Origin of the sequence: Herpetosiphon geysericola, from assembly GCF_001306135.1 — a bacterium.
GTDB classification, from domain to species: domain Bacteria; phylum Chloroflexota; class Chloroflexia; order Chloroflexales; family Herpetosiphonaceae; genus Herpetosiphon; species Herpetosiphon geysericola.
Genome location: NZ_LGKP01000025.1, coordinates 653,193 through 661,236, shown reverse-complemented (window position 1 = coordinate 661,236; position 8,044 = coordinate 653,193). Strand labels below are relative to the sequence as shown.

Here is an 8,044-nt window from a genome sequence, read left to right as displayed (position 1 = left end):
CGTGTTCCTCAGCCGTGCGCCACTCATTCCGAAGAATGCGTTCGACTTGCATGCATTAGGCACGCCGCCAGCGTTCGTCCTGAGCCAGGATCAAACTCGCCGACAAGTGACCGAAGTCACTGCGTGTGCTACTGATTTAGAGAGTGGTAGCACGGTCACTCTGTTGGTTGGTAGAATCCGACCAACGCATTGACGGTGACAAAAAAAAGATATTGATGCATGGAATGTGCTGCGGACGCAGCACCCATCAGTTGGAAAGGTGCAATTTTGGCGATAAAAAATCCGCTGATGCCAGATGGCCATCGGAGCGGAGCAGTTCGTCAAATGTGTGATGTTGAGCAAACATCGTGCTGTCGGTCAACAGCCTGAGGATTCTACCACAGCCATTCGTTCGTGTCAAATCGCGTGTCCGTGGGGGAAGGTCTCAGTTGTTGGTGTCGTGACTCGTTTCAAGTCATGCGTTGACAGCCCGGGGATTCTACCGCAGATTGGCGGCGTTGTCAAATGCCACATTCCTGATCCACGAAGGGCCACGAAGCGCACGAAGGATCGGAACCGCGAAGTGCGCGAAGGGCACGAAGATGAGGCTTCTGACTTCTGACTTCTGACTTCTGACTTCTGACTTCTGACTTCTGACTTCTGACTTCTGACTTCTGACTTCTGACTTCTGACTTCTGACTTCTGACTTTGGCTTCATCCTTCATCCTTCATCCTTCATCCTTTCGCTCATTACTCGCCAACTGCACGGCGACGGCGGGTACTGACCACTGAGCCTTGGGCTTGCAAGATTGCCATATCGCGCAGAATAGTGCGCCGACTTACGGCCAAGGCATCAGCCAAATCATCATCGGTTGGCGCTGCTCCTGCATCATCAGCTTCATCAAGCAACCGCTGCAAACGATGCATGCGCAATGCGCTACGATCATGGAAGCGATTATCATCTGGTGCATGCAACGTCCAAACAACTTCAACCCGATCAGTATGGCTCAGCGATTTGCCCAGTGGCACATCGGCGCGCACCAACAGAACTTTGCGCTGAATATAGCCACCTTCAGAAAGCAGTTGGGTACGCCCATACACCCGCGTTAGTCGCATCCATAGCCCAGCCATCGAGCGAATCGCTCCAGCCAATGGGGCAACCCGCTGCAATTGCAGCACCATGCCATGTAATTTCACATTATTGATGAATGAATCACGCAAGGTTGGGTCGCGAAAGCGATTGGCTTGTTGCTGAATTGAGGTATAGGCATTTTGCAGATGGAGCCGATCGCCATAGACCCAAAAACGGGTGAATTGCAATAACACATCTGCATACAATAATTCTTTCTGGTCGTACATCGCTTCTGCTTCGGCCAACATTGCTTGGGCTTCAGCAGCAAAACCACATAATTGCGCAGCTAAGGCATGCATCAAAATTGGTTGCAAAAAGGCCGATCGCGCTTGTTGCCACATTGCCGTGCCACGCCGTAACAAAGGTAAGGCTTGATCTGGCCGATTGCGAAAAATCTCCAGTGCGCCAATCGCCGCCAGCAAATACAAGCCTGCACCTTGTTGCTGCGCTTGATCAAGCCACGGCTGAACTTCTTGGACTACGGTTTCTGCTTGCTCAAAATCGCCAGCTTCTAAGGCCACCAAAATCGTGACACTCTGGGCAAAAAAGGCCCAGTTGGAGTTTGGCGGCATCTTGGAATCACGAATCATCTGGCGCAAACGTTGGGTGGTGGCTTGCGCCATCTCGGTCAGGCCAATTGCGGTCGTAATAAAAGTCGACATGAACAAGCCAACACCTAGCAGCCAACTATCATCAAGCGCTTCGAGCAACTCAATTGACTTGTTCATGGTGCTCAGCGCAGTTTCCCAATCGGCGTAGCTAATATTAACTTCGCCCAAAACTCGCAACACATTGCCACGCGCTGGATACAAATAGGGATGCAACTCGGTCAGGGTCAAGGCTTCAGCAGCAATTCGCTGGGCCACGCTGGTATGGCCGAGCATGCGATAGGCAAAGGCCAACGAACACAACGATGCAACCAAAACTGCATCATCGTGGCTGCTCCGTGCGAGGGCAACCGCCTGTTCGAGCAAGGGCAAGCTGTTGCGCGGCTGCACCGCAGCACTACTGATCAAATGAAAGCCATAGGTATTTAAAATTCGGGCTTCAACCGCTGGCAATTCGAGGGTTCGGGCCAATGCCAAGGCTTGTTCGGCAATACTCGCCATTTCAGGCGCATTCGAATCGACCGAAGAAAGCACAATTCTGCTCTCGTAGGCTTCGAGCAAGGCATGTTGATCGCCCAAATGCAAGGCGAGGCTTTCCAAGCGTTCAACATCGGCGCGCCACACATCGAGCTGGCCCAAAAATACCAAAATTCGTTGCCGCAAGCCAAGCAAGCTCAGCTCCAAGCGCTGATCCATGGGCAAACGCTGGTACAGTTCCAACGCGCGATTTGCATAATCGAGCGCCGTGGTGTAGGCATAAGCTTGAAGCGCTTGTACGCCAGCCTGTTGATAGGCAGCAATTGTCGCTGGCCAACGTTGCGCCCGTTCATAAGCCCAAGCAATCGTTTCTGGGCGGCAAAGTGGCTGCTGAGCAAAATAATCAGCCGCCTGCTGCGCCGCTGCTTGGCGTAATTCAAGCGCTAAACTTCGTTCAACCGCCACCGCAATCAAATCATGGTAAAACTGAAAGCCTGCATGGGTCTGAGCAACCAGCCGTGTCGCTAAAAGATCAGGAATCGCCTGATCAACCTCAGCTCCAGCCACAAACCGCCATGCAACTAATGTCCAAGTGCGGCCCAAGGCATTTGCCGCCGCCAAGGCACGATGAGCCAAATTTGGCAACGCCTGCACCCGTTGCGCCACCAAAGCCTGAAACGAATGCTCATGAGCATCACCACGATGCAGCAAGTGCTCTTGGAGAAATAAAGGGTTGCCAGCAGTCAAAGCATGCAATGCAGCAATCTCGGCCATACTCGGAATTGGCACCTGATTCGGCCACAAACGCCCAACTAAATGCTGAAAATCGTGCAGCGCCAAGCCATTGAGTTTAAGCGCTTGAATTGGCAACTCTTGGCGCATCCGCCGCAAAGCTTGCAACATATGGCTCGATTCATTGCCACGATAGGCCAAAACGATTAATAACCGTGAGCGCAACAAGGCTTGAATTTGGCTTGGCGACCATTGCAACACATTAAATACGACTCGCTGCGCCCAATGCAAATCATCAAGCACCAGCAACAATGGCGCTTGTTGGCTGACCGCTAACAGCACTTGGAACAAGGCCGTCGCCAAACTTGGTCGATTGGCATGATCGTGCTGGTTGAGTTGGGGCAAATCGGGCATCAGCGCCGCCAAACCGAGCCGCGTAATGGGATCGAATTGCTCAAGCATGCGCTGATCAAGAATTTGGGCTAATGCCTGATCAAGCGGTGCATACGGCGAACTGCCACCATTAATTTGGGCCGTGCCCCACGCCAACTGGAAGCCCCGCGCTTGGGATGCTTGGCTCAATTCGTGCAATAATCGCGTTTTGCCGATACCAGCCGCTCCATCAAGCAAAACAATCCCACCACTATGGCTCAAGGCAGCATCCAAGCCATCGAGCAACAGCGAACGTTCATGCGTGCGGCCAACAAACGGAATTTTCTGCCAACTCCCGCCAAGCGTGGTTTGGCGCAAGCTTTGCTCAGCCACTATTTGCTCAGCAAGCGCCGTGAGTTCGGCCATTGGCTCAACGCCCAAATCGCTGGCCAAACGTTCGCAAATGCTGTGGTAGGCCACCAAAGCCAAATGCGCACGGCCAAGGCTAATTTGGCAACGCATGATGAGCATCGCCGCCTGTTCATCAAAAGGATCGAAGGCCTGCCAACGCTCAGCACTGCTCAACGCCAAGCCATAATCGCCATGAGCAAACGCATGCTGAGCCAATTTGGCAATTGTGGCGGCAAATGTGGCTTGCAAATCAGCTCGTGGGCCATCGAGCCACTCAGCATCAAGGTCAGGCAATAATTCATCGCGATAGAGCTGACATGCCAATTGCCAAGCGCTTGTTTGATCGGCGTGCGCTGCTTGCTGAAACACATGCAGATCACACCAAATTGAGCCAAGTTGCAGGGTTTGGGGATTCGCCAACAGCCATTGATCACAACTTGGGCATTGTTGACGCAGCCGATAAAGCGCCGCCGAGAGCGCACGCCGCGCCTGTGGTTCGGGCAAATCGGGCCAAATCGTGGCCGCAAGCCGCAAACGACTGACTGGCTGAGCTTGATTGAGCGCTAAAAAGACCAACAACCCTGCCAATGGGCCATTGCCAAGCGCTATCTGTTGGGTGTTGTATTGCAGGCGTGGAGAGCCAAATAGGTAGAGCGCGCAATCTTGCATACGTCTATTGTAGTGGGCATGTCTAGAGCATCAGCAGCCTAGGTTGCGGAAGTTAGCCACTTCAAGCGCACAAACACAACGAAGATGTAGGACTAATTGACCGTAGGAGGACAGTAGATATGGTAGTATGATCAAAACTTAATCATTTGTTCGTTGATTATTCATCGTAGCAATCTACACTGACAACTCAACCTGTTACGCAAATTCATTTCAATTGACTATGCCTAACAGCGGCGTATAATGGCAATAGACCGGTATTGCATTGGCGATACCATTCCTCAAGGAGGCTTGCAATGGGCTTAGGCGTACCAGAACTCTTAATTATTCTCGCAATTGTGATTGTGTTGTTTGGGGCCTCGCGGATTGGCGATCTTGGCAGCTCGCTTGGCCGTGGCATTCGTGAGTTTCGCCGTGGTGTGCGCGATGACGATGCTCCAGCGGCATCCGACGCGAGCAAAAACGAATCAAAATAACGAGCGGTTACAATTAACATGCATCGTTGAGGCACGTAACCCGTGCCTCACGTTGTTCTCACGGGGGGGCTATGACCGTTGCCCTGCGTTTCCTCGGTGTACCTTCAATACTCTACAATCAGCAATCACAGTCGCTTCCTAGCAAAGCGGTAGCCCTCTTGGGCTATCTTGCCGCAACCATCCAGCCTCAACGCCGCGAGCATCTTTTGGCATTGCTGTGGGCTGAAAGTAGCGATGAAGCTGCCCGCAAAAATTTACGCAATACGCTTTGGACAATTCGGCGCAGTTTAGGCGGCGAGATCATTTTGGCCGATGATGATCGGCTGCGTTTACACCCGGATTGTGTCGTTGATCTTTGGCAGCTACGCAGTTTGGCAGAAGGTTTGGTTCAACCAAGTGTTGAGAGTTTGTTACAACTGGCCCAAGGCCCCTTGCTCGATGGGCTGATGTTGCCCGATGCACCTGATTTTGATTTGTGGCTAGTAACCGAGCGCGAACAAGTGCACTTAACCGTGATGCGTTTGTTCCAAACCGCCATTAGCAATTATCAAAAGCAGCAACAATGGAGCCATGTATTAACGTTGGCCCGCGCCGCCTTGCGCTTCGATCCGCTCTCCGAATCGTTGTATCAGGCGATTATTGAAGCTCATTGGCGTCAAGGCGAACGCGCCGAGGCTCTGCGCCAATATGAGATGTTGAGCACAACCCTGCAGCGCGAATTGGGCATCGAGCCATTGCCTGAAACCCAAATGCTGCGCCAACACATTTTGCAAACCAATCCGTTGCTCAGCCCAACCAATGCTCACGAGCCAGCCAAACCCATGCTTGCAAATCCAGCACCTGAGCCCAAGCCAGTACTCAAGCCGATCAAACGGCCAGCCCCCCGCGAGACGCCGTTTGTTGGCCGCCAATATGAGCAATTATTGCTCAACCAAGCGCTGATGCGCAGCAACGAACGCGGCTTGCAAGTCGTGCTGATCACTGGCGAAATTGGGGTTGGCAAATCGCGGCTTTGGCAGGAATGGGCGCAACAATTGCCTGCCGACAGCACCATGCTGTCAATGCACTGTCTTGAATCAACTAGAAGCCTGCCCTTTGCCCCAGTGACTGAGCTATTTGGCCAGCGCTTGTGCTTATCGCGCTTGTTTGCTGGCGATTCAGCGGTTGATCCAATGTGGTTGGCCGAGGTTGCGCGCTTGCTGCCCCAACTCCGTGGCCATGTGCCCAATTTGCCCGAGCCGCCAGTTTTGCCCGCTGATGAAGAACGGCGGCGCATGTTCGAGGCCTTTGCCCAATGTCTGCGCGCCGTGATGACCAACCATTTGGTGATTGGGATCGACGATTTGCACTGGGCCGACCAAGCAACCGCCGAATGGCTTGATTATGTGGTCGATCGCTTGCGCGATTTGCCGATTGTGCTGGTCGTAACCTATCGCTCTGAGGAAGCCAACACCCGTTTGCAACGCTTGGTTGTTGGTTGGCAACGTGGCAGTTTGGTCACGCGCATCGACGTACCTCGGCTTGATCAGGCAGAAACCCGCCAGCTGTTGAGCGAATTGGGCTATGCGAATCCCGATGATCAGACCTTGCTCGAACGCAGCGCTGGCAATCCGTTGTTTTTATTGGAGCTTTGTCGCACTGTTGATCCAACTGATGTACCGCCAATGTTGGTTGATGTACTCAGCACGCGCTTGGCACGCTTGCCTGAACGTGCCTCCCAAATTGTTCAAGCGGCAGCGGTGCTCGACCCATTATTCAGCTATAACGTGCTACGCGAAACTGGCGGACGCTCCGATGAAGACACGCTTGATGGCCTCGATGGCTTGCTCAACGCCGCAGTTTTGAAGGAACAAGGCGATAGTTATACATTTAGCCATCCGCTGATTGCCACGGTTGTGCGCAATAGCCTTAGCCGCGCTCGGCGCACCTTTTTGCATCGCCGCGCTGCCCAAGCCCTGCAAAACGAATATAGCGACCATCGCGCCATCGCTGGACGCTTGCTCTTACACTATCGCGAGGCTGGCGAGGCCAAATTGGCTGCAAGCTATGCAGACCAAGCGCTCGAACATGCGCTTTCGCTCTCAGCGCCAAACGAAGCAGTAGCCTTTGGTCAACAGGCAATCGAGCTTGATCCCACGCCTGAGCGTTATTGTCGTTTGGGCGATGCCTTGGAGTGGAATAGCGAAGTGCCCGCTGCCCGCGAGGTCTATCATACAGCGCTAGCGCAATATGAGGCTCAAGCTAATTGGCTGCGGGTTGTGGCAGTTTGCACCAAACTTGGTCGCACCTATCTGGTGGTTGGGCGGCCAGAGGTTGTGATCGAATGGGCCGAACGTGGTTTGGCGATCTATCACAAGCACAGCCTTGAAAATCAATTGCTTGAAGCCGAGTTATTATTGCTCTTGGCAATTAGCCAACGCTTGGCGGGCTATCCCTTGAATGTGGCCTACGAGAATATTCAAGCAGCCTTAAAAGTCGCTACCGCTCAACAAAACCATTCATTAATTGGTCGTTGTCAGTTTGAGCTAGGCAATATTTTGGCTCAGCGCGGCGAAATCAAAGCAGCGGTCGAAACCTTCGCATTGGCAATTTCCAGCACTGCCGCCACCAACGAGCAATATCAAATTATCTTGGGCTATAACAACGCAGCGTACAACGCCACGCTGATTGGCGATTTAGCAACCGCTCACAGCCATATTGAAGCAGGCTTGCGCTTGGCAGAACAGTTGGCGCTGCGCGTGCCATTGCAATATTTGTATAGCACTCGCGGCGAAATTGCCTTGGCCGAAAAACATTGGGACGAAGCAGAAGCTTGGTTTGAGCGCGGCATTAGCGTGGCTCAAGCCAATGGTAATGCAGCTCAAGTGGCCAACTATCGCGCCAATCTTGGCTTAGTTGCCCGTGGTCGCGGCGATCTCGATCAGGCGTTAGTGCTGATGCGCACGGCGCTCAGCGAAGTTGAGTTGCTAACTGCGCCATTTTTACAAACCCAAATCAACATCTGGCTGGCAGAAATTTGGCAAGAACGCCACGATTATTTGGCGGCAAATGCAGCACTGCAACGCGCCAAGCAAGCGGTTACTTCAGAACAAGGCTTTTTATATAGCCGCGTACAGCAATTGCAAAGCCAGCTTGGCAATCTGCAACCAGCAATGGCTCAGCAACGTTCTATCTAGGGAGAAATAGCTCAA

General features: G+C 52.9%; 3 protein-coding genes and 1 rRNA gene. 2 read left to right on the top strand and 2 right to left on the bottom strand.

Features of this window, described 5'->3' with window-relative positions; translation table 11 throughout:
* Together SE18_RS18575 and SE18_RS18565 are read right to left on the bottom strand one after the other, a co-directional pair.
* A 16S ribosomal RNA gene (locus SE18_RS18575) occupies window positions 1–106 on the bottom strand; the annotation flags it as partial.
* 623 nt (window positions 107–729) lie between these two features.
* Window positions 730–4,380: an AAA family ATPase gene (locus tag SE18_RS18565; protein ID WP_054535940.1), complete on the bottom strand. Its 3,651-nt coding sequence runs from the start codon at window positions 4,378–4,380 to the stop codon at window positions 730–732.
* A 293-nt stretch (window positions 4,381–4,673) separates the two neighbouring features.
* On the opposite strand from SE18_RS18565, the gene tatA reads away from it, so the two are divergent.
* On the top strand, window positions 4,674–4,853 hold the full coding sequence (tatA, locus tag SE18_RS18560) for a twin-arginine translocase TatA/TatE family subunit (protein WP_054535939.1): 180 nt from the start codon (window positions 4,674–4,676) through the stop codon (window positions 4,851–4,853).
* A 71-nt stretch (window positions 4,854–4,924) separates the two neighbouring features.
* Window positions 4,925–8,029: an ATP-binding protein gene (locus tag SE18_RS18555; protein WP_054535938.1), complete on the top strand. Its 3,105-nt coding sequence runs from the start codon at window positions 4,925–4,927 to the stop codon at window positions 8,027–8,029.
* Window positions 8,030–8,044 lie beyond the last annotated feature (15 nt).

Coding starts and splice junctions, on each gene's coding strand:
- tatA (WP_054535939.1), top strand. CDS start 4,674: ATGGGCTTAGGCGTACCAGAACTCTTAATTATTCTCGCAATTGTGATT.
- SE18_RS18565 (WP_054535940.1), bottom strand. CDS start 4,380: ATGCAAGATTGCGCGCTCTACCTATTTGGCTCTCCACGCCTGCAATAC.
- SE18_RS18555 (WP_054535938.1), top strand. CDS start 4,925: ATGACCGTTGCCCTGCGTTTCCTCGGTGTACCTTCAATACTCTACAAT.